The following is a 19,606-nucleotide window of genomic DNA, read 5'->3' as shown; positions in this document are numbered from 1 at the left end:
TCCTCATCGCAGGTTATGATTAGGCGCAGGATGATGATCGCGCATAAGTTGCGCCAGATCAAAGAAGCAATTTAGCAATCTCTTTATAATAACCAGACACGTGTAGGAGGGTAGTATGCGATTGATCCTGCGAATTGTGTTTTCGGTCGCCGCTCTTTCGATCGCCGCGGGTCTCGGCTCCTCGCCTGTCATGGCGGCCAAAAAGAAGGCCTGCCATATTGAATGTGTTGAGCGTGACAACAATGGACGGTGCATTCTCACCGAGTCAGTTTGTCCGCCGACTGGATCGTGCAACACCAACAACGGGGGCGTAGTTGGTTGCCCAGGGTCGACGAAGAAATGTTACCAGTGCATTAGGTGGTATCCGAACGGCGACTGTATGGCATCGAAAATAGTAGCGTGCGATTGAAAGGCGACATCGACCGAGAGTTTTCACATCGGTCGAAGGGAAAGCCATTTCTCGCGCCAACATAGCGCCTGGTCTGCCTGCCCGGAATCAGCGCCTGTAAGACAGAATTGCGGGCAGAAGTCCGAGAACCAAGATCCGCCGTCCAAGCGGATCGTGAAGAACGTTCGGCGAGCCACGCGCAAGTCCGCTCCGGGTCACAAGCAGACATAGGCGGAGAGCGACGGCACCACGTTCGTCCGTCACCCCCCGGGGCCATCCTTCATGATGTAGCCCATCAGGTCGTCCACGTTGTGCTCCAAGTCCCGGATGATGTTCTTGACGACGTCCCCGACCGAGATCACGCCCACGACCTTGCCCGCGTCCAGCACCGGCAGATGGCGAAAGCCACGTTGAGCCATCATCGCCATGCAACTGTCCAGCCGGTGGTCCGGCTTGACCGTCACCGGGTTGCCCGTCATCACCTGACCCACCGGCGTCTGCTTGGCGTCGAGCCCGGGCAGCAGCACTTTGATGGCGCAGTCCCCCTGCGTCACGATGCCGACCAGCGCGCCGTCGTCGATGACGAGCACCGACCGGACCCGGTTGTCGCGCATCTGGCGCAAGGCTTCGACGACCATGTCCCCGGAACGAACATGGATCACGGCGCCACTCTTCTGGGCCAGCGCGCTTCTTACTGTGCTCATCGATGTCCCCTCCTGGACCCCGTCCTGCCCCGCCTTGATGGTCCGGATGGCAGGATAGTCGAAATATCCGGCTTCGTCAGCGCCTCGCCGATGCGGTGCGCCTGGCCGTGGACCGAACGATGATCGGGGTCACAGGCGGCCTATCGATTCCTGGGATTGCAGAGGTCAGATCGTCCCCGAGAGCGGAACCATCGGGTGCCGGCAAAAATGTTGCTCGGCAAAACGCAAGTCGATCGACGATTGCGGTCAGTGGAGAGCTCTGGGTCAAGAGGCGGCGTGCTGGAATTTCTCCCCCACGTCCGCGTCGTCCCTGGCAGCGGACATTCGCATTCATTTTGGCCGGCCGCCGCCGCCTGCCTCCTGTCGTGACGCCCGCTCACTCATCCAGGCCCCAAGGGCCGTCCCGGCGTCGCGGAAACCGACAGCAGACCGAGAACTGCCCAATGGCCTCCCTCGGCAGCCATGTCGCTCGGAAACTCTTCACAAAGCAATTTGAAGGCTTTGACGGGAATGAACATGCGCCCTTAACGAAAACGGGCAAAAATGGGTCGCTGATCTTCACCTACCTGACCACAGTGCCGTTTCGAGCTTACGCGAAATCTCGATAGCCGCGTCGCGAGCCGGTCACCGCCGAAGCGAAATCCGAAATGCCTTCACAGAAGCGCAGGCCGGGGTTTGCAACTGCCGCGTGAAGAATTGGCAAGGAAACGTTAAGGAAAAGTCGGGGATTTCTGATGATTGCGCCGGAAGAAGAGAGGTTGCTGAAAACCTACCTGGTCGAGATGTTCGGCCAGATTAGCAGCATGCGGCGCGAACTCGCCGCTCTTCAAGGCGACGGCAAGGGCAGTTTCGCGACGATGACCGACACCCTCGACGCGATCGTCGAGAATACGGAGACAGCCGGGAACGCGATCCTCGAAAGCATGGAGGCGATCGGCGCCAGCGTCGCGAAGTTGCAGAAAGTCAAAGACCCGACTGCCACAGCGGTCTGCGACGAGATCGTCGATAGCACGAACAAGGTGTTCGAGGCGTGCGCGTTTCAGGACCTCACGGGGCAGCGGATCACTCGCGTGGTCAAGTCGCTGCAGTTCATGGAGGACCACATCAACAAGCTCGTCCGCATCTGGGGAAAAGAGGAGCTGGCGCGGCTGGCCACCGAGCTTGCTGCCCCAAGCGCCCCGGACTTGATGGAGGGCCCGAAGCGGCCGGGCGTGGCGATTTCCCAGGACGACATCGACAAGCTGTTCGCGTGAACGACGGCCAGGCGTGATGCCCGCTCCGCGTCATTGCGAGGAGCAGAGCGACGAAGCAATCCAGGGCCGCGCAGGGACTCTGGACTGCGTCGCTGCGCTCGCAATGACGGAGCAAACTAACGCGCAGCGCCGTTACGGCCGCAGCGTCTCCATGAAGCGTACCGGCTCGCCGATCGCTGGCGTCAGCAGCTCGCCCTGCCACATCACGCGCTGGCCGCGGACGAACGTGCCGACCGGCCAGCCGGTGACGCGTAGGCCATCATAGGGCGTCCAGCCGGCTTTCGAGGCGACCCATTCGTTGGTGATGGTCTCGCTGCGCTTGAGGTCCACGATGGTGAGGTCGGCGTCGTAGCCGGCGGCGATGCGGCCCTTGCGGGCGATGTTGTAGATGCGGGCGGGGCCGGCGCTGGTGAGATCGACGAAGCGGGCCAGCGACAGGCGACCGGCGTTGACGTGGTCGAGCATGATCGGCACCAGCGTCTGCACGCCGGTCATGCCGGAGGGCGAGGCCGGATAGGTCTTGGCCTTCTCCTCCGCGGTGTGCGGCGCGTGGTCGGAGCCTAGTATGTCGACGATGCCCTGGTGGACGCCCCACCAGATGACGTCGCGATGATCGGCCGAGCGCACCGGCGGATTCATCTGCGCGTAGGTGCCGAGCCGCTCGTAGCACTCCGGCGCCGCCAAGGTGAGATGATGCGGCGTCGCCTCGACGGTGGCGACGTCCTTGTGGTCGCGCAGATACACGATCTCCTCCTTGGTGGAGATGTGCAGCACGTGGATGCGCTTGCCGGTCTCGTGCGCGAGGGTGACGAGACGTTGCGTGGCGCGCAGCGCCGCCTCCTCGTCGCGCCACACCGGGTGCGAGCGCGGATCGTTCTCGACGCGCAGGTCCTTGCGCTCGTTGAGGCGGTACTCGTCCTCGGCGTGGAACGCGGCACGGCGGCGGATCACCTGGAAGATGCGGCGAAGGCTGTCGTCGTCCTCGACCAGCAGCGAGCCGGTGGAGGAGCCGACGAACACCTTCACGCCGGCGCAGCCCTCGGCGCGCTCCAACACCGGGAGCTGCTCGACGTTCTCGCGGGTGCCGCCGATGAAGAAGGCGAAATCGCAATGCATGCGATGGCGGCCGGCAGCGACCTTGGCGGCGAACGCCTCTTCGGTCACCGTCAGCGGATTGGTGTTGGGCATCTCGAACACGGCGGTGACGCCGCCCATCACGGCGCTGCGCGAGCCGGTTTCGAGGTCCTCCTTGTGAGTGAGACCAGGCTCGCGGAAATGCACCTGGGTGTCGATCACGCCGGGCAGCACGTGCAGGCCCTTGCAGTCGATGATCTCGGCGGCCGAGGCTGTGCCGAGATCGCCGATCTCGACAATACGTCCGCCTGAAATGCCGATGTCGCGGACACCCTCGCCGTCCTGATTGACCACGGTGCCGGATTTCAGAATGACGTCGAAGCGCGCGCTCATGAAGCCCTCATAGGATTTCATTCTCCTGACCGCCCCAAGACAGATCGATCATGCTGCGCGCCTGCCCATTTGCTGGCCTCCGGTGGCACGCGAGTCTCGATCTTTAGAATGAAGCCACCGCGCGGCGGCGTTTCAGCCTTGTGGTTTATGCCTGGGCGGCATACGTTTCAGTGCGGCCTGTCGCAAGAGGTTTTTCGGATGAAGGCGACGTTTCTCGACGACCGGGGCGTGGTCCAGGTCAGCGGCGACGATGCACGCAAGTTCCTCAACGGTCTCTTCACCACCGACGTCACCAAGCTCACGCCTGGCGATGCCCGGTTCGGCGCGCTGCTGACGCCGCAGGGCAAGATCATCGTTGATTTCCTGGTGGCACAGGTGCCGGCGACCGACGCCGGCGAGCGCTTCCTGCTCGACTGTCCGCGCGCGCTGGCGCAGGCGCTCACCGACAAGCTCAACCTCTACAAGCTCAGGGCCAAGGTCGCGGTCAGCAATCTCTCCGGAGAGCTCGGCGTGATCGCGGTCTGGGATGGCGCCATCGGCGCCACGCCGGAGCCGAGCTTCACCGATCCGCGTCATGAGAGCCTCGGCGCGCGCGTCATTGCGCCGCAGGAGGCGCTCGCGGAGATCGCCGCACGGCTCGGGACCGAGATCGTCGATTCCGACGCCTATGAGGCGCATCGCATCGACTGCAGCGTGCCGCGCGGCGGGCTCGACTTCATGTATGGCGACGCCTTCCCGCACGAGACCAACATGGACCGGCTGCACGGCGTCGACGTCGGCAAGGGCTGCTATGTCGGCCAGGAGGTCGTGAGCCGCATGCATCATCGCGGCACCACGCGCACGCGCGCGGCGAAGGTGCTGCTCGACGGGCCGAGTCCCGAGCCGGGCACGCCGATTCTGGCCGGCGACAAGTCCGTCGGCACCATGGGCTCGGCCGCCGCGCAGAAGGGCATGGCGCTGCTGCGCATCGACCGCGCCGCCGAGGCGTTGGAGGCGGGAACGCCGCTCACCGCCGGCGGCCTCGTTCTACGCATCGCTGATCCCGACGCGCTGCAGGGCGCGCCGAAACAGACGGTCGCCTGAGCCGGTCTCATGGGTCGCGCTGCTGTCGTCCATCCCGATGGCCTGACGCGCTGCCCTTGGCCGGGCAGCGATCCGCTCTACGTCGCCTATCACGACACCGAGTGGGGCGTGCCGGAATATGACGACCGCGCGCTGTTCGAGAAGCTGATCCTCGACGGCTTCCAGGCCGGGCTGTCGTGGATCACGATCCTGCGCAAGCGTGACAATTTCCGCCGCGCCTTCGATGATTTCCAGCCGGAGAAGATCGCGCGCTATTCCGACAAGAAGATCCACGCGCTGATGAACGATGCCGGCATCGTGCGCAACCGTGCCAAGATCGAAGGGACGATTCTCAGCGCGAAATCCTGGCTCGACATCCAGGACAAGGGTCCCGGCTTCTCGAAGCTGCTGTGGAACTTCATGGACGGCACGCCCAAGGTCAATGCGTTCAAGACCACCGCGAGCGTGCCGGCCTCGACGCCGCTGTCGATCAAGATCTCGAAAGAGCTGGCCTCGCGCGGCTTCAAGTTCGTCGGTCCCACGATCGTCTACGCCTTCATGCAGGCGACTGGGATGGTCAACGACCATCTCGTCACCTGCTTCTGCCACGAGACCTGCAGCGGCAAGCGCCGCACCCCACGCCTCAAGCCTCCCAAATGACGACTGACAAGGCCCCGAGCGGGCACGACCGCGTCTGGCAGCGCATGCTGTCCGGCCGGCGGCTCAACCTCATCGACCCATCGCCACTCGATGTCGAGATCGCCGACATCGCCCATGGGCTCGCGCGTGTCGCGCGCTGGAATGGCCAGACCACCGGCGCGCACATCTTCTCGGTCGCACAGCACACGCTGCTGGTCGAGACGGTGATGCGCGCGCGCAAGCCGAACATCGATGCCCGGCTGCGGCTCGCCGCGCTGCTGCACGATGCGCCGGAATACGTCATCGGCGACATGATCTCGCCATTCAAGGCGGTGCTCGGCGACGGCTACAAATCAGTCGAGAAGCGGCTGCTCGGCGCCATCCACATCCGCTTCGGCCTGCCGGCCGAGATTGCTCCGGAGATCGAGCGCCAGATCAAGGCGGCCGACCGCGGCGCCGCTTTTCTGGAGGCGACCCGGCTGGCCGGCTTCTCGGAGAGCGAGGCGAAGAAGCTGTTCGGTCGCGACCCCGGCCTGCCGGACGCCACCGTGACGGACTATCTGACGCCCTGGAGCGCGGCCAAGGCCGAGAAGCAGTTCCTGACCCGCTTCCACGCGGTGCTGGGGTCGTGCTGAGATGCCGCTGACGCCGGACGAACGCCGCAATGAACGGCTGAAGCTGGCGGCCAACTGGGTCAACACGCTGGCGACGGCCATCGTCACCGCCGGGACGTTCGTGCCGCTTGCCCAGTTCGTCTATGGGGTGCTGCCGCCCAGCACCCCCGCGGGCCTGATCTACGGGTCGGGCGTCGTTTGCATTATCACCGGAGTGCTCATACATTTGCTGGGTCAGTGGATCCTGGGAGGTCTTCGATGACCCTGCACCAGCTCGTTGCCCTGAGCTTTCCGCTTCTGACCGCCTTGGCCGTCGCCATCGTGGCCCTCTTCGTGCGCCGGCCCTGGTCCGAGAAACCGGTCGAGATCGCCCCCCAGAACCGTGAGCGGCTCCTCGATCATCTCGAGCGGCTGAACGCGGAGATCGAAGGCAAGGCCCATCTGGTTCGCCAGGAGCTGCGGCAGCTCAAGAACACGCGCTGAGGGCTGTCGGCGCATATATGCGCCAGCCTGACAGCAGACATCCAAATCCCGCTTTTGCCCTTGTGCCCCCATTCGTATAATCGGGCCTCCAAAGGCCTCCCATGATCCATGTCTGCTCACTCGCCGCCCTGCCCGAGACCGTGCGCCTGACCGGCGCCAGCCACGTGCTGACCATCATGGCCAATGTCGAGCAGGTGAAGCGGCCGGAGACGATCCGCCCCGAAAACCATCTGCGGGTCTCGGTCGACGACATCACCGAGCAGCTTCCGGGCTTCATGGCGCCGAGCGAGGATCACGTCGCCCAGGTGCTGGAGTTCGTCCGCGGCTGGGATCGCGCGGCGCCGCTGGTGATCCACTGCTATGCCGGCATCAGCCGCTCCACCGCGAGCGCCTTCGCCACGGCCTGCGCGCTCAACCCCAATCGCGACGAGCTCGATATCGCCTGGGCGATCCGCCAGGCCTCGCCGATCGCCTCGCCGAACCGGCTGATCGTCAGCCTGGCCGACAGGGCACTGGGCCGCCAGGGGCGCATGGTGCGCGCGCTGGACGCGATCGGGCCCGGCGCCATGATGGTCGACAGCGCGCCATTCCGGATCGATCTGGACTGAGTTGCGACGCGGCGCAGCCGAGTACCGGTGCGCTTTGAACTTATGTTCCACGGTTTGACACAGAGGGAACGACGGCCATCGGGCGACCCGCCGCGGGCCGTCGGCCGATTCGCTGCGCCAGCGGTCCACCCGAAGGCCGGCACCTTCCACCCCTGACGCCCACCGGCGCCATCGATTGAGGATTCCCCGCGTGATGTTCGATTGGCCCCTGGATTGGATCGCGCTGCTGGTCGCGTTCGCGGCGCTCGCCTTCGCGCGCCGGATTTCCGATCGCCTGGCCGAGGTCCAGGCCCGGCTGGCCAAGCTCGAGGCGGCACGCCCGATCGCGGCTGCGCCGGTGGTCGCGCCGCCGCTAAGCCCGCTTCAGGAGCCCGCTGAAGCCCCGCCAATGCCGCCGCCATTGCCGGAGCTGACCGAGCCTGCTCTCCAGCCCGTGGCGATGGCGAGCGACGACGCGGCCGAACAGCCGCCGCCGCTCGCGTCCCCGTCACCCGTGCCGCAGCCTGCGGCCGGCTTCGAGGAGCGCATCGGCACCCGCTGGGTGGTGTGGATCGGCGGGCTGACCTTGGCGCTCGGCGGCTTCTTCATGGTGCGCTACTCGATCGAGGCCGGCCTCGTCGGCCCCGAGGTGCGCGTCGCACTCGGCGCGCTGTTTGCGGCCGCGCTGCTCGCGGCCGGCGAATGGACGCGGCGCAAGGAGAGCATCTCGCAGATCGCAGCGCTGCCGATCGCCAACATTCCGGCGATCCTGACCGCGGCCGGCACGGCGGTCGCCTTCGCCACCATCTACGCGGCCTACGCGCTGTACGACTTCCTGCCGCCCGCGATCGCCTTCGTGCTGCTCGGCATCGTCGCGCTGGGCACGCTGGCGGCGGCGCTGTTGCATGGCCCGGCGCTCGCCGGGCTCGGTTTGGTCGCCGCGTTCACGACGCCGGTGCTGGTGTCGACCGGCGAACCGAACTACTGGGCGCTGTACATCTACCTCGCCATCGTCACCGCCGCCGCCTTTGCGCTGGCCCGCGTGCGGCTGTGGCGCTGGCTCGCGATGACCACGATCGGGCTGTCGTTCCTGTGGACCTTGCCCGGACTCGACGCGGGCGTCGAGGCGGTGGCGCCGCATGTCTTCCACGTCGCGGTTGGTTTCGCGCTGGCCGCGCTGATCGTGGTCTGCGGCTTCATGTTCGGACCCGCCGCCGAGAACGACGAGGTCGAGCCGATCTCATCCGTCGGCCTGGCGGTTTATCTGCTCGGCGCCATGCTGGTCGTGCTGGCGAGCTTCCATGACGGTCTGGCGCTGATCGGCTTCACCGTGCTGGTCGCGGCGACGCTCGCGGTCGCCTGGCGCGCGCCGAGCGCCGTCGGCGCGGTCGCCGCTGCGGCGGCCACCGTGTTCCTGGTATTCGCCGAATGGGCGCTGCGCGACAATCCGGACCTGCTGGTGCTGCCGGGCGGCGCGTTGCCCGGGATGGGGCCGAACCCGCTCGGCGCATCGGTCACGTCGCATCTGGTGACGGCGGCGATCTTCGCGCTCGGCTTCGGCGGCGCCGGCTTCCTGGCGCAGGGCCGCTCGCACAACGCGGTCGTGCCGGTGGTGTGGTCGGCGGCCGGCGTGTTCACGCCGCTGGCGCTTCTTGTCGCGCTCTATGCGCGCATCGCCCATCTCGACCGCTCGATTCCGTTCGCGATCGTCGCCGTCGTGCTCGCCGCCGCGTTTGCCGTCGCCACCGAGGCGCTGACCCGGCGCGAGGAGCGTCCGGGCCTCAGCGCCTCGATCGCATTGTTCGCGACCGGCACGCTGGCCGCGCTGGCGCTGGCGCTGACCTTCGCGCTGGAGAAGGGCTGGCTGACGATCGCGCTGGCGCTGATGTCGCTCGGCACCGCATGGATCTTCGAGAGGCGGCCGATCCCGTTCCTGCGCACGCTCGCGGCGGTCTTTGCCGGGCTCGTGGTGCTGCGCATCGGCTATGATCCGCGCATCGTCGGCGCCGATGTCGGCACCACGCCGATCGTCAACTGGCTGCTGTGGGGCTACGGCGTGCCGGCGGTGTCGTTCTGGGGCGCGAGCTATCTGATGCGCCGCCATGGCGACGACGCGCCGCTGCGCGCGGTCGAGGCCGCCGCGATCCTGTTCACGACCCTGCTCGCCTTCCTGGAGATCCGCCACGCCGTCAATGACGGCGACATGCTGGCGGTGCCGTCGCTCGCCGAAGTGGGACTCGACGTCTGCGTGGCCCTGGCGCTGGCGATCGGGCTGGAGCGGCTGCGGGAGCGCAGCGGCAGCATCGTGCACAACATCAGCGCCGTGATCCTGACCGGCTTTGCCGGCGGCGCCACCGTGCTCGGGCTGCTGCTGCTCGAGAACCCGATGATCTCGGATGTCGCGATCAAGGGCGGCCTGCTCAACATCCTGATCCTGGCCTATGCGTTCCCGGCGGTGCTGATGCTGCTGTTGTCCTACGCGGTCGCAGGCCGCCGTCCGCCGGCCTATGGCAATACGCTGGCCGCGGGCGCACTGATCCTGGCGCTGTCCTATGTCAGCCTCGAGATCCGCCGGATCTATCACGGCCCCGATCTGACGGCAGGGCCGACCAGCGCGGCCGAGCAGTACACCTATTCGATCGCCTGGCTCGCCTTCGGCGTGGTGCTGCTCGGGATCGGAATCATCGTGCAGTCGCAACGCGCCCGTCTGGCGTCCGCCATCGTGATCGCGCTGACGATCCTGAAGGCCTTCCTGATCGACATGTCGGCGCTGACCGGCGTGTGGCGCGCGCTGTCGTTCATCGGGCTCGGGCTGGTGCTGGTCGCGATCGGCTGGCTGTACCAGAAAGTGCTGTTCCGACGGCAGCAGCAGGCACCGCCGGCTCAGCCGGCGGCGTAGCGCCATGTCGGATTAGGCCGCGCGCACCGACTCCAGGAACGACGCCACCTCACGCTTCAGCCGGTCGCTGTCCGAGGCCAGCGATTGCGCCGCGGCCAGCACATGCGTGGAGGCCGTTCCGGTTTCCGTCGCGCCGCGCTGCACGTCGACGACGTTCACAGAAACCTGCTGCGTGCCCTCCGATGCCTGCTGGACGTTGCGCGAAATCTCCTGCGTGGCGGCACCCTGCTCTTCCACGGCCGCCGCGATCGCCGACGAGATTTCCGACAGCCGCTCGATGGTCGTGGAGATCGCCCGGATGGCGCCGACCGATTCCTGTGTCGCCGCCTGGATGCCGGACACCTGCTGGCCGATCTCGTCGGTCGCCTTGGCGGTCTGCTCGGCCAGCGCCTTCACTTCGGACGCGACGACCGCGAAGCCGCGGCCGGCCTCGCCGGCACGAGCGGCCTCGATGGTCGCATTCAGCGCCAGCAGATTGGTCTGGCCGGCGATCGTGTTGATCAGTTCGACGACGTCACCGATCCGCGCCGCGGCCTTGCTCAGCTCGCTCACGCGATCGTTGGTCATGCGCGCCTGGTCGACGGCCTCGGTGGCCATGCGGGCCGATTCCTGCACCTGGCGGCTGATCTCGGTGATCGACGACGATAGCTCCTCCGTCGCGGACGCGACTGACTGCACGTTGGTCGAAGCCTCCTCCGAAGCAGCCGCAACCGCAGTCGAGATCTCCTGCGAACGCGTCGCGGTTGATGACAGCGCGCCGGCGGAATGCTCGAGCTCGGTCGAGGCCGACGACACCGTCTGCACGATCTCGCCGATGGTCGCCTCGAACTGGCGGGTGATATTGTCGACGCGCCGGCCGCGTTCGATCTTGACCTCGGCATCGTGTGCCGCGAGCTCATCGGCCTCCTTCTTGGCGATCAGCGCCTCCTTGAACACCTGCAGCGTATCAGCCATGGCGCCGATCTCGGTCGGCTCGCCGCGATGCGTGACTTCCGCGCCGAGATCGCCCTTGGCGAGCTCCTGCATCGGCTTGATGATCGACGCGATGCCGGACGAGACGTTCTGCACGAGATAGAATCCGACGGCGATGCCGGCGATGACGGCGGCGGCAATGATCGAAACCACGAGCCAGATCGCGCGCGAGAAGCTCTCGGCAGCCTGCCGCGTCGCGTTGTCGGCGCCCTTGTTGTTGAACTCGATGTCCTGGATGAAATACTTGTCGGCGTCGCGCGCGATCGCCGCGGCCGACTTTTCCAGCATTTCGGTGGCCTCGTGCGGAATCTTTCCGACGCTCTTGTTGGATTCATCCATCACCTGCTTGACGGCGACGACGTACTTCTCCCAGGACTGCACCCAGTTGTTGTAGATCGCGCGTTCCTCGGCCGAGGTGATCATCGGCTCGTAAGTCTTGCGGTCCTTGTTGATCGTCTCGAGGATTCCGTTGACGCGCTTCTCCGCGGCCTGCTTGGCCTCGGCCGTCTCCGACATCACATGCGCGCGCAAGGCGATGCGCAGCAGGTTGATGTCGGCGCGCAGCTCGCCGATCGCGCGCACGCTTGGCAACCAGTTGGTGGCGATGTCGACCGTGTTGACATTGATCGACTGCATGCTGGTGACGGCGAGCACGCCGAGCCCGCACATGGTGAAGAGCATGAAGGCGATGACCGAAATGATCTTCGTACGAATGGACATTGTTGACACGGAGGACCCCAGCTGACTGCGTGGTTCGGCCGCGTTCTACCAGCGCCAGAGACGGCCCGAACATCCAGGTCTGCGCTGCGCTGCGCGGTCGAGGTCAGAGGATCAGAGGGCTCCGAAAATTCCGAACCCGCATGTCGTCTCTGACGACCTCATTGGGCGCGAAACAGGCTTATCGGAGGTTAATGCTGGAACCGTAAGATTACTGACAATGCGCGTAAAATGATGGCCCTCAGGGACGGCGCGGTGCTCCGGAACCGGCGCCCGACGCACCGGGTCTCCCGATACCGTTGACGGATCGTGTGGAAGCAAAACCACGAACTGCGTTCGGCAACACAAGCGTCGTCTGAGCACGAGAAGTGTGACGGAGGGAGAACACGCCCTCAGCGGACTGGCGCCACGGCGCACCGGACCTCGAATCCGATGGCCAGCGGCGCAATCACCCGGACAGTTGGAACTCAGCCGACCGCTTCGGACATCAGCCGGATCCGGAACACTGGCTGCTTGGCTTCGTCGAGCAGCTCCATCTGCCACTCGGCCCCCTGCTGCAACGACTTCGAGATGCCACCGATCAGGTCGGAGCAGACAGCCGTCAGCTCGTTCCAGGCGGTTTCCCGATTGGCGAATTCATAAGGCTGATCAGCAGCGCCAGAATAGCGGCCCTGGCTGATCCGGAAGAAATAAAGCGACATAACGACCCTTTCTCGTGGGCCACCCCCCTGGTTGCAAACTGCACACGAGTCACTACCGAGGCATGAATTTAAGATTCCGTACGACTACGGCGCAATGACCACTAACGTGCGGTCAGCTTAAAATATTGCTCTATGTTAATAGGGGACTGGTTTTTCAATAATCGGTGAACTAACAACTAATCGGTCGAGCGACGCAGCTCCGGCGCCGCATCCGACTTCGCGTTATCGGATCTGGTAATTTCGCTCTTCGCGTTTTCGGGCTTGGCGGTTTCGGCCTTGGCGGTTTCGGGCTTCGCACTTTCCGCCTTGGCGGCCTTCGCAGGATCCGCCTTCAGGGGTTCTACCTTGCTGCGCTCCACCCGCGGGGTCTCGACTCGCGCCGCCACTTCGGTGTGCAAGCCGTCAGCCGCGGGTCCAGCAGCGCGTGCGGCGCGCGGCCGCGCCACGGCGCGCGCCATCAGCATGGTGGCTCCGCCCTGGTGCTGGAAGTCGCAATAGGCGAAGGCGCCGAGCCCGGAGACCGAACCGCGGAAGCTGCGATCGTCCTTCTTGTCGAGGTTGAAGCACGGTTCGAACGGCATGCCCTTGATGGCAGCGCAAACGTTCTGGCCGCGAATCTGCAGGGTGTTGCCGGGCAGGCGGATGTGACGCACCGGGCCAGAGCCGGAGAACTGCACCGCGCCCGCCGCGCCCATGTCGTCGAGGATGCGGCCCGCGCCACGGGTGCCGTCAACGCAGGTGAAGGCGAACACCTTTCCGGCGACGAATTTGCGGGCCTCGTCGGCTGTCATCGAACCCGCAACCGCAGGAGCAATCACGGCACCGGCAGTCACGGTCCCCAGCAATATACGCGCGAGCATGCATCAAACTCCCACTTAACCCCACGCAGCGGGTAAGGCGGTATCTTTACCCCATGCTTACCATACCAACCATGGCAACAATGGAGCAGCATGGTTTGAAAAGTCTGAACATCCTCAGGATATTCTTACCACCGTACGGCCGCGGACCTGGCCCGCGAGAATCTGCGGCCCCAGCGACGCCACTTGGTCCAAGGCAATTTCGTGAGTGATTTCAGCTAGTTTTGCGCGATCCAAATCAGTGGCGAGGCGCTGCCAGGCCGCCTTGCGCGCCGGCAGCGGGCACATCACCGAATCGATGCCGAGGAGGCACACGCCCCGCAAGATGAACGGCGCCACCGACGATGGCAAATCCATGCCGGCAGCGAGGCCACAGGCGGCGATGGCACCGCCATATTGGGTCATCGCCAGCAGGTTGGCGAGCGTATGCGAGCCGACGCTGTCGATGCCGCCCGCCCAGCGCTCCTTCGCCAGCGGCTTGGCCGGCCCGGACAGCTCGTTGCGGTCGATGATTTCGGCGGCACCGAGCGACTTGAGATAGTCGGCTTCGGCCAGGCGGCCGGTCGAGGCGATCACATGGTAGCCGAGCTTGGTGAGCACAGCCGTCGCCACCGAGCCGACGCCGCCGGCCGCGCCCGTCACCACCACCGCCCCGCTGGCCGGCGTCAGCCCGTGCTTCTCCAGGGCCAGCACGGCCAGCATCGCCGTGAAGCCGGCGGTGCCGATGGCCATGGCATCCCGGGCCGACAGGCCCTGTGGCAGGCCGACGAGCCAATCGCCCTTGACCCGCGCCTTCTCGGCATAGGCGCCGAGATGGGTCTCGCCCATGCCCCAGCCGGTACAGATCACGGCATCGCCCGGCTTCCAGGCGGGATGGCTGGACTGCTCGACCGTGCCGGCAAAATCGATCCCCGCGATCATCGGGAAGCGCCGGACCACCGGCGCCTTGCCGGTCAGCGCCAGCCCGTCCTTGTAGTTCAGCGCCGACCACTCGACCTTGACCGTGACGTCACCGTCCATCAGCTCGGCTTCATCGAACTGCGTCAGCGTCGCGGTCGTTCCCTTGTCCGCCTTGTCGATCCGGATCGCCTTGAACGTTCCCACAGCGGCACTCCCTGCGCTTTCTTTGTCTCACGCCATGTTTAGCCGATCGGGTCGGCCGCGCAACTCAGGTCGCGGGAACGGCGCGCGCGACCGGCTTCTCAACGATCGGCAGGTTGATCAGCGCCGACAGCACGCCGAACAGGATCGAGAGCCACCAGATCGGCGTATAGGAACCGTAGCGCTCGAACACGATGCCGCCGAGCCAGACGCCGAGGAAGCCGCCGACCTGGTGGCTGACGAAGGCGAAGCCATAGAGCGTGGCGAGCCAGCGGGTGCCGAACATGATCGCGACCAGCGACGAGGTCGGCGGCACGGTGGAGAGCCAGGCGAGCCCGGAGACCGCGCCGAAGGCGATCGCGGAGGCCGCCGTGACCGGGAACGAGATGAAGGCGAGCGTCGCCAGCGCACGGGTGAAATAGATGAAGGACAGGATGTAGCGCTTCGGCAGCCGGCTCTGCAGCCAGCCGACACTGAGCGAGCCGATGATGTTGAACAGGCCGATCGCCGCGATCACCCAGCCGCCAACCTGCGCCGACAGGCCACGATCGACCAGGAACGCCGGCAGGTGCACGGTGATGAAGGCGAGTTGGAAGCCGCAGGTGAAGAAGCCGAGCACCAGCAGCACGTAGGACCGGTGGCCAAACGCCTCCATCAGCGCGGTCGTGAACGACTGCTGCTCGGCCTCCGACGGCTTGGCCTCGGCCGCCGGCGGCGTCGCCACGGCGAGCGACAGCGGCACGATGAACAGCATCAGCGTCGCGAACACCATCAGCGCGCTCTGCCAGCCGAACTGGTCGATCAGCGCGACGCCGAAGGGAGCGAACAGGAACTGGCCGAGCGAGCCGGCCGCCGTGCCGGCGCCGAGCGCGACACCACGGCGCTCCGGCGGCAACAGCTTGCTGAACGCCGACAGGATGAGATTGAACGAGCAGCCCGACAGGCCGAAGCCGACCAGTACGCCGGCGCCGATGTTCAGCGACAGAGGCGAGCTGGAATAGCGCATCATCAGCAGGCCGCCGGCATAGAGCAGCGCGCCGACACAGATCACGCGCATCACGCCGAAACGATCGGCGATCGCGCCGGCGAGCGGCTGACCGAGCCCCCACAACAGGTTCTGCACCGCCACCGCAAGCGCGAACACGTCGCGTCCCCAGGCGAATTCACGGCTCATCGGCTGCACGAAGAAGCCGAGGCTGGAGCGCGGACCGAAGCTCAGCAGCGCAATCGCGCAGCCGCACACGATGATGACGACCGGCGTACGCCAGCTCTGGCTGCGGGAGGCCGTGCCGAGATCGCCTGCCTGTACCGACATCCGTGTCCTCCCCTGCCGCGGTCGCTGTCCGCCGCGCCCTTCCGATTAATGCATTTGCATTGAACTCCCAAGCTCAAAAGCGGAACCCAGCCATGAAAAATTTCGATGCGGCAGCCAGCCATGAGTACGTGTCATCCGAAGCGAGTTCCCGCGGCGGAACTCGCTCATGCGTCCTTGTCCCGGCGTGAAACGTCCTGATGCGCGAGTCGCAAACGACGATTCATCCTGTGCGGGAGTGACCTTCAGAACAGCCGCTATTTGTCGCCAAACACCGATAAACAGCGAAGGAAGTCTCTGAAGAAGAACTAACAGGTACCGCGGTACACATGCGCACGGAATGTGGAATTTGGACATCACATGGACCACGATCAGATCGAGACATCCGGCCACGTCGTGATCGTCGGTGCCGGAGTTGCCGGGCTGTTCTGCGCGCTGAAGCTCGCACCGCAGCCGGTCACGCTGATCTCCGCGACCGCATTGGGTGAGGCCTCGTTCGGCACGACGATGCAGGCCGACATCGCCGCAGCGGTTTCATCCGGCGACAGCCCCGATACCCATGCCGCCGACATGATCGCTGCGGGTGGCGGCCTGGTCGACGCGACGGCTGCGCTGGCGCTCGCGCGCGACGCTTCGGCTGCAATCGAGGACCTGGTCCGCCTCGGCGTGGCGTTCGATCGTGATCACAGCGGCAGGCTGGCGACGTCTCGTGCGGCTGCGCACACCGCGCGACGGATTCTCAGCGTTCGCGGAGACTTCACCGGACAAGCGATCATCACCGCGCTGTCTCAAGCCGTGCGCGCAACGCCCTCGATCCGCATCATCGAGGGCCATGTCGCCGACGCGCTGCTGACGGAAGACGGCGCGGTGCGTGGCCTGCGACTGCGGCCGACCGACGACGATGCGGCCGCGCCGGTGCTGATCCCGGCGCCGGCAATCGTGCTGGCCACCGGCGGCATCGGCCGTCTGTTCGCGGCGACCACGAATCCGCCGCACGCCACCGGCATCGGCCTCGCCATCGCTGCGCGCGCCGGCGCGGTCATTGCCGATCCGGAGTTCGTCCAGTTTCATCCGACCGCGATGATGACCGGTCACGATCCGGCGCCGGTTGTGAGCGAGAGCCTGCGCGGCGCCGGCGCCATCCTGGTCAACCGGCGCGGCCAGCGCTTCATGCTGCCGCGCCATCCGCTGGTCGATCTTGCCCCGCGCGACACGGTGGCGCGCGGCGTGATGGCCGAGATCATCGCCGGACGCGGCGCCTTTCTCGATGCGCGCGACGTGCTCGATGACGACGTCGCCGGGCGCTATCCGATGCTGCACCGGGTCTGTACCGCTGCGGGGCTCGATCCGACCCGGCAGCCGATTCCGGTGGCGCCGGCGGCGCATTTCCACATGGGCGGGATCGCGGTCGACGCGCAGGGCCGCAGCTCGATCGAGGGGCTTTGGGCGGCGGGTGAAGTCGCCGCGACGGCAACGGACGGCGCCAACCACATCGCCGGCAACGCGCTGCTCGCCGCGCTGGTGTTCGCCCAGCGGATCGCCGAGGACATCTCCGGCCGGACGTTCACCGCGCCCTCCACGCTACAGGACATTGCGTTCGCCGATCCGGCCGGCCCCTGTGCCGGCGCTGCGGCGAGCTCGCTGCGCGAGACGATGACGGCGCAGCTCGGCGTCATTCGCGACGAGGAGCGGCTGGCGGAGGCCATCGCCGCGATTGCCAGGATGGAGCGCGACGCCGGCAGCCCGAGGCTGCGCAACATGGCGAGCGCTGCGCTGCTGATCGCCACCGCGGCCTGGAGCCGGCGCGAGAGCCGCGGCGCGCATTGCCGCGCCGATTGCCCGGCCGAGAATCCGAGCTTCGCGCAGCGGACGATGACCACATTGGCCGCTGCCCGCGAGATCGCCGACGAGCTCGCGGCACGGCCGACGGCGCGGCAGTCGCGGCCGTTGAGCGCGTAGCAAGAGCTGATCCGACTGCGTCACGACGGAGCTCGGCAGTCGCGTTTTCACCGTCATTCGTGATCACCGTCATTCCGGGTTCAGGGCCTGCGGCCTTGTCCCGGAATGACGGTGCTCATGACGAAGCAGCCATCGTCGCCCAATACAGATATTACGACTCGTTGTTATTTGCTGCCTCGCCGGTATTTGGGGGCAGGCACGATGTAATTAGTGCGTGCCGTGTCGGCCGCGTGCATCCATCGATCCGCGGGCGCTGGACGAACAAATCGGCCGTACCGTTGCGCTGGTGCTCGTAGTCATCACGCGCACGATCTGAGCGGCCCTCGCCAATGAGTTGGACGAGGCCTTTCGTCGAAGCAGATCACCGGCTGACGCTGATGCGACTCGCCGCACGGATCGAGCACATCCTCTACGCGCGCGACTAATTCGCATCGATCTATGGGGATACGCCACATGCTCCTGCGCCATGGCTTCAGATCGTTCTCGGCCAGACGCCGCCGCACTATCTCGTGCGCCCCGGCGCCGACGGCATTTACCAGCACCAACTAAATGGCTGGACAGGTTCGCCATGATTTCGGCAAAAGAACCGCAGAACCTGTACAAATAAGAAAAAGAGATGGTCGAAATTTAGCGGTGCTCAAGTAGTAGCGCGCGTTTTGTCCGTCCTGCTGACGAGGAAATGGGAACTCACGGCTGCCAGATCGCCGATTCACCGCTTGGCATGGCCATAGATTCGGTCATCGGTCTCGCCGCCGGTTTGGAAGCCGAGTCGCCGAGCAGAAAGGCGCCAAACGGTCCAGGGAGTGTTGCGGGGCGACGCGATGGCGCGTGTCCGCAGGAGTAGTTGAGGATGAGTTCCTTGTTGCGGAGTAGCGGATCGCGGATCACCGTGGGTGATGCGCAGAGCGAACGTTGGCGCCCGGCAAAGCCTGCCGCTTTGTCCAACAGCCTCGCGCATGCGACGTCTGCGCCTGATGAGGATGCGGCCACCGATCTCTCCCGGCCGTGGTGGCAAACCGCTTCAGCGGTTGACGATGCGCCGATGCCAATGGCGCCAGCAGAAGCGGACCGATCCTGGCAGATCCCTTCACTCGATCCCGTCGTGATGCCTCCACCTCCGCCCGAACGGCTCGAATTCGATTCTGTTTTCCGGTTCGGTGCCGCAGTGGCCGCGCTTGCGTGCCTCGCGTTCTTTGCGGTGCGCATCATGCAGGCTCCGAACATTGAAACAGTTACGAAGTCTGAAGCGACCGCTTCATCGTCTCCCCGAAACTTCGGGACAGCGGGGAAATCGAAATCCGATGACGGACAAGCATCGCTGGACGCCGCGGCGCACACGATCGGACGTGCCGATTCGATCGTGGCGTCGGTCCCGATCGTCAAGCCGGCTCCGGGCGGAGGCGAGACCCCGCAGTCAATTCCGCCGAAAGCATCTCGGACCATCGCGACCAGGAGCCCTGCACCGGCGGCCGCGTCTGCGCTGACCAAGAACGAGATCAGCGAAATGCTGAAGCGCGGACGCGATCTCATCGGCGCGGGCGACGTTGCGAGTGCCCGCCTGATCCTGGCGCATGTCGCGGAAGCGGACGCCGAAGCATCACTGACGCTGGCCGGCACCTATGACCCCGCGATCTTGTCCAACCTGAAAGCCGTTGGCGTCGCGCCCGATCCGGCCAAGGCCCGCGCCTGGTACGCGAGAGCCGCCGAACTCGGGTCACTCGAGGCTCGACGGCGGCTCGAGTGACCCGAGCTTCGAAACCGGGTGATCCAGCGCGGTCTCACGCCGGTCGCTGCGCAGGAATTGCGGCGGGGCGCGGACCGCCGGATCCTGGTCGATGGTGTCGTGCGGGCGACGCGCGTCCCCGCAAAGTGTTGTGTTGCGTGATGAGGT

Annotated in this window: 17 protein-coding genes; 10 read left to right on the top strand and 7 right to left on the bottom strand. The window is 65.8% G+C overall.

The features are described from left to right. Positions 1–648 precede the first annotated feature (648 nt). Entirely contained in the window at positions 649–1,092 is a 444-nt protein-coding gene (locus tag QW881_RS09760; protein ID WP_316158292.1) for a CBS domain-containing protein, read from the bottom strand. 734 nt (positions 1,093–1,826) lie between these two features. Here QW881_RS09760 and QW881_RS09755 point away from each other — a divergent pair. After that, on the top strand, positions 1,827–2,345 hold the full coding sequence (locus QW881_RS09755; protein ID WP_316158291.1) for a protein phosphatase CheZ: 519 nt from the start codon (positions 1,827–1,829) through the stop codon (positions 2,343–2,345). A gap of 132 nt (positions 2,346–2,477) precedes the next feature. Here the strand turns inward: QW881_RS09755 and QW881_RS09750 are convergent, their stop codons facing one another. Then, positions 2,478–3,812, bottom strand: coding sequence for a dihydroorotase (locus tag QW881_RS09750; RefSeq protein ID WP_315757115.1), 1,335 nt, complete (start codon positions 3,810–3,812; stop codon positions 2,478–2,480). Positions 3,813–4,010: 198 nt separating this feature from the next. On the opposite strand from QW881_RS09750, the gene QW881_RS09745 reads away from it, so the two are divergent. The 7 genes from QW881_RS09745 (at position 4,011) to QW881_RS09715 (ending at position 10,096) form a co-directional block, all read left to right on the top strand. Next, positions 4,011–4,895, top strand: coding sequence for a folate-binding protein (locus QW881_RS09745; RefSeq protein WP_316158290.1), 885 nt, complete (start codon positions 4,011–4,013; stop codon positions 4,893–4,895). A gap of 9 nt (positions 4,896–4,904) precedes the next feature. Continuing rightward, positions 4,905–5,534 carry a DNA-3-methyladenine glycosylase I gene (locus tag QW881_RS09740; protein WP_315757076.1) on the top strand — a complete coding sequence of 210 codons (630 nt, stop codon included), beginning with the start codon at positions 4,905–4,907 and terminating at the stop codon, positions 5,532–5,534. After that, a complete protein-coding gene (locus QW881_RS09735) occupies positions 5,531–6,148 on the top strand; it encodes an HD family hydrolase (protein WP_315757075.1) in 618 nt (205 codons plus the stop codon). The genes QW881_RS09740 and QW881_RS09735 overlap by 4 nt, the downstream gene beginning before the upstream one ends. A 1-nt stretch (position 6,149) precedes the next feature. After that, entirely contained in the window at positions 6,150–6,389 is a 240-nt protein-coding gene (locus tag QW881_RS09730) for a hypothetical protein (protein ID WP_315717219.1), read from the top strand. Beyond that, positions 6,386–6,610, top strand: coding sequence for a hypothetical protein (locus QW881_RS09725; RefSeq protein WP_315739979.1), 225 nt, complete (start codon positions 6,386–6,388; stop codon positions 6,608–6,610). The genes QW881_RS09730 and QW881_RS09725 overlap by 4 nt, the downstream gene beginning before the upstream one ends. Before the next feature lie 101 nt (positions 6,611–6,711). After that, complete coding sequence (locus tag QW881_RS09720) at positions 6,712–7,218, top strand: tyrosine phosphatase family protein (RefSeq protein WP_315739978.1); 507 nt, start codon at positions 6,712–6,714, stop codon at positions 7,216–7,218. 193 nt (positions 7,219–7,411) lie between these two features. Further along, complete coding sequence (locus tag QW881_RS09715; RefSeq protein ID WP_315757074.1) at positions 7,412–10,096, top strand: DUF2339 domain-containing protein; 2,685 nt, start codon at positions 7,412–7,414, stop codon at positions 10,094–10,096. A 12-nt stretch (positions 10,097–10,108) separates the two neighbouring features. Here the strand turns inward: QW881_RS09715 and QW881_RS09710 are convergent, their stop codons facing one another. The 5 genes from QW881_RS09710 to QW881_RS09690 form a co-directional block, all read right to left on the bottom strand. Then, a complete protein-coding gene (locus QW881_RS09710; protein WP_315757073.1) occupies positions 10,109–11,797 on the bottom strand; it encodes a methyl-accepting chemotaxis protein in 1,689 nt (562 codons plus the stop codon). Positions 11,798–12,252: 455 nt separating this feature from the next. Further along, a complete protein-coding gene (locus QW881_RS09705; protein WP_315739975.1) occupies positions 12,253–12,486 on the bottom strand; it encodes a DUF6894 family protein in 234 nt (77 codons plus the stop codon). A 176-nt stretch (positions 12,487–12,662) separates the two neighbouring features. Beyond that, positions 12,663–13,346, bottom strand: a complete 684-nt coding sequence (locus QW881_RS09700) for a hypothetical protein (protein WP_315757072.1) — start codon at positions 13,344–13,346, stop codon at positions 12,663–12,665. 114 nt (positions 13,347–13,460) lie between these two features. Continuing rightward, positions 13,461–14,447: an MDR family oxidoreductase gene (locus QW881_RS09695; protein ID WP_316158289.1), complete on the bottom strand. Its 987-nt coding sequence runs from the start codon at positions 14,445–14,447 to the stop codon at positions 13,461–13,463. 64 nt (positions 14,448–14,511) lie between these two features. Next, on the bottom strand, positions 14,512–15,759 hold the full coding sequence (locus tag QW881_RS09690) for an MFS transporter (RefSeq protein ID WP_315757070.1): 1,248 nt from the start codon (positions 15,757–15,759) through the stop codon (positions 14,512–14,514). 357 nt (positions 15,760–16,116) lie between these two features. On the opposite strand from QW881_RS09690, the gene QW881_RS09685 reads away from it, so the two are divergent. Continuing rightward, positions 16,117–17,715 (top strand): L-aspartate oxidase, encoded by a 1,599-nt coding sequence (locus tag QW881_RS09685; RefSeq protein ID WP_315757069.1) that lies wholly within the window; start codon positions 16,117–16,119, stop codon positions 17,713–17,715. 850 nt (positions 17,716–18,565) lie between these two features. After that, complete coding sequence (locus QW881_RS09675; RefSeq protein WP_315739970.1) at positions 18,566–19,459, top strand: hypothetical protein; 894 nt, start codon at positions 18,566–18,568, stop codon at positions 19,457–19,459. Positions 19,460–19,606: the final 147 nt, after the last annotated feature.

Source organism: Bradyrhizobium sp. SZCCHNS3016, assembly GCF_032484535.1.
Taxonomy (GTDB): domain Bacteria; phylum Pseudomonadota; class Alphaproteobacteria; order Rhizobiales; family Xanthobacteraceae; genus Bradyrhizobium.
Note: the sequence above shows the minus strand (reverse complement) of the source record. Positions and strands in the feature narration are given on the sequence as shown.

Coding starts and splice junctions, on each gene's coding strand:
- QW881_RS09760 (WP_316158292.1), bottom strand. CDS start 1,092: ATGAGCACAGTAAGAAGCGCGCTGGCCCAGAAGAGTGGCGCCGTGATC.
- QW881_RS09755 (WP_316158291.1), top strand. CDS start 1,827: ATGATTGCGCCGGAAGAAGAGAGGTTGCTGAAAACCTACCTGGTCGAG.
- QW881_RS09750 (WP_315757115.1), bottom strand. CDS start 3,812: ATGAGCGCGCGCTTCGACGTCATTCTGAAATCCGGCACCGTGGTCAAT.
- QW881_RS09745 (WP_316158290.1), top strand. CDS start 4,011: ATGAAGGCGACGTTTCTCGACGACCGGGGCGTGGTCCAGGTCAGCGGC.
- QW881_RS09740 (WP_315757076.1), top strand. CDS start 4,905: ATGGGTCGCGCTGCTGTCGTCCATCCCGATGGCCTGACGCGCTGCCCT.
- QW881_RS09735 (WP_315757075.1), top strand. CDS start 5,531: ATGACGACTGACAAGGCCCCGAGCGGGCACGACCGCGTCTGGCAGCGC.
- QW881_RS09730 (WP_315717219.1), top strand. CDS start 6,150: ATGCCGCTGACGCCGGACGAACGCCGCAATGAACGGCTGAAGCTGGCG.
- QW881_RS09725 (WP_315739979.1), top strand. CDS start 6,386: ATGACCCTGCACCAGCTCGTTGCCCTGAGCTTTCCGCTTCTGACCGCC.
- QW881_RS09720 (WP_315739978.1), top strand. CDS start 6,712: ATGATCCATGTCTGCTCACTCGCCGCCCTGCCCGAGACCGTGCGCCTG.
- QW881_RS09715 (WP_315757074.1), top strand. CDS start 7,412: ATGTTCGATTGGCCCCTGGATTGGATCGCGCTGCTGGTCGCGTTCGCG.
- QW881_RS09705 (WP_315739975.1), bottom strand. CDS start 12,486: ATGTCGCTTTATTTCTTCCGGATCAGCCAGGGCCGCTATTCTGGCGCT.
- QW881_RS09700 (WP_315757072.1), bottom strand. CDS start 13,346: ATGCTCGCGCGTATATTGCTGGGGACCGTGACTGCCGGTGCCGTGATT.
- QW881_RS09690 (WP_315757070.1), bottom strand. CDS start 15,759: ATGTCGGTACAGGCAGGCGATCTCGGCACGGCCTCCCGCAGCCAGAGC.
- QW881_RS09685 (WP_315757069.1), top strand. CDS start 16,117: ATGGACCACGATCAGATCGAGACATCCGGCCACGTCGTGATCGTCGGT.
- QW881_RS09675 (WP_315739970.1), top strand. CDS start 18,566: ATGAGTTCCTTGTTGCGGAGTAGCGGATCGCGGATCACCGTGGGTGAT.